This window comes from Mycobacterium sp. (assembly GCF_019243155.1).
GTDB lineage: Bacteria > Actinomycetota > Actinomycetes > Mycobacteriales > Mycobacteriaceae > Mycobacterium.
Window position 1 is genome coordinate 1 of record NZ_JAFAUS010000160.1, and the last position, 2,028, is coordinate 2,028.

Below are 2,028 nucleotides of genomic sequence, written 5' to 3' on the forward strand. Positions count from 1 at the left end.
GCTGGTCACCCACTCGCTGGTGGACATCAACCTCGGCATCCGAATCCTTTTGGGCAGTTCATATTACGATGACTGGACCGACCAGGAAATGTTCGTCAAGACCGACCCGCTGGGCAACGCGGTGGACCGGCGCCACCCCTGGAACCAGCACACCAACCCGCACCCGCAGAAGCGCGACCTGGAGGGCGGCAAGTACAGCTGGGTGATGTCACCGCGCTGGTTCGACGGCAAGGACCACCTGGCGCTGGACACCGGCGGCGGTCCGCTGGCCCGGCTGTGGTCGACCGCACTGGCCGGCCTGGTCGACATCGGCTACGTCAAGGCGACGGGTAGCAGCGTAAAGATCAACCTGCCCAAGACCGCCCTGAAGGGTCCGGTCGAATTCGAGTGGAAGATCCCGATGTACGGGAGCAACACGATCGAGCGCGACCGGGCGCGCACCTACTTCCAGGCCTACGCGGCGGCGTGCGCCCTGCACTTCGCCGAGAAGGCGCTGGAAGAGATCCGCGCCGGGCGCACCAAGACCTGGGAGAAGTTCGACGTGCCGGACGAGGGCATCGGCTGCGGCTTCACCGAGGCGGTGCGCGGAGTGCTGAGCCACCACATGGTGATCCGGGACGGCAAGATCGCCAACTACCACCCGTACCCACCCACGCCGTGGAATGCCAACCCGCGCGACAGCTACGGCACACCGGGCCCCTACGAGGACGCGGTGCAGGGTCAGCCGATATTCGAGGAGAACAGCCGGGAGAACTTCAAGGGCATTGACGTCATGCGCACGGTGCGCAGCTTCGATCCGTGTCTGCCGTGCGGTGTGCACATGTACCTGGGCAAGGGCAAGACCCTCGACAGACTGCACACGCCAACGCAGTCGCCCGTTGAGGCGTGATGATCGCAAGCACGGCGAAGCCGGGCGCAGCGGGTCATCACGAATAGGAACGGAGCACGCATGGCGGATCGCCCGGAGATTCCCCCGAAAGGCTCCGACGCAGAAGGGCAGTGGCGTACGGCGGGCGATCGAATCCAGACGCTTCTGGATTCCTGCGCGGCAAACGGGGCCACCGCGTATGAGCGCGCACAGGAGTTGGTCCGCGAGGTAGTCGGGCTCTACGGGGCCGGACTGCAACGGATCATGGAATTAGCCGGGGACCCCGGCCTGACCGAGCGGCTGGCCACCGACGACCTGGTGGCCAGCCTGCTCCTGGTTCACGGCCTGCATCCGCACGACGCGCACCGCCGGGTGTCCGAGGCGCTGGATCGGGTGCGGCCCTATCTGGGTTCCCACGGTGGCGACGTGGATCTGCTCGAGATCGACGACGGCGTCGTTCGGCTGGCGTTCAAGGGCAGCTGCAAGAGCTGCCCGTCATCGGCCGTGACACTGGAGCTCGCGGTCGAGGACGCGGTCCGCGCGGCCGCCCCGGAGATCAACTCCATCGAGGTGGTGACGGCCGAGCCCGCCGCGAGCACCAGCGTAATTCCCGCCGAATCGCTTCTGGCGCATGTGCATTCGAATGGGCACCAGCATTCGAGCGCGTGGCATCCGGTGCCCGAGTCGGCCGAGCTGGCGCCCGGCGAGGTCGCGGGCTTCCTGATCGCGGGCATCCCGCTCCTGGTGTGCCGGGTCGGCGATCAGACGCTGGCCTACCGGGACCATTGCCCGTTGTGCGACGACTCGCTTGCGGGCGCGCAACTGCATGACGGGCTGCTGGCCTGCCCGCGCTGCGGCACGCATTTCGACGTCGTGCATGCCGGCGCAGGCCCGAACGGGGCACACCTCGAGCCCCTGCCGCTGCTGGCCCGCGACGGCGTCCCATCGGTGGCGTTGCGAGAACCGATGGGGGCGGGCACATGACGACTCCGTACGACGTCCTGGCGCGCATCAGAAGCGACCGCCGCCCTCCCGAACAGGCCGGCGAGCGGTGCGAGATGTGTGCGGAGTCTATCGCCGACGAGCACCAGCATGTCGTCAATGTGGCCGGGCGGCAGCTCATGTGCGTCTGCCGCGCCTGCTATCTGCTGTTCACCGAT

The 2,028-nt window shown here is 67.5% G+C and carries 3 protein-coding genes; all 3 read left to right on the top strand.

Features of this window, described 5'->3' with window-relative positions; genetic code table 11:
- The coding region (locus JOZ00_RS07875; protein WP_293342083.1) for a nickel-dependent hydrogenase large subunit at positions 1-889 on the top strand (889 nt) is incomplete at its 5' end.
- Positions 890-949: 60 nt separating this feature from the next.
- The gene (locus tag JOZ00_RS07880; RefSeq protein ID WP_293342086.1) at positions 950-1,852 is read left to right on the top strand and encodes a NifU family protein; all 903 of its coding nucleotides are present in this window, start codon (positions 950-952) and stop codon (positions 1,850-1,852) included.
- The coding region (locus JOZ00_RS07885) for a DUF5947 family protein (RefSeq protein ID WP_293342089.1) at positions 1,849-2,028 on the top strand (180 nt) is incomplete at its 3' end. The genes JOZ00_RS07880 and JOZ00_RS07885, both read left to right, overlap by 4 nt.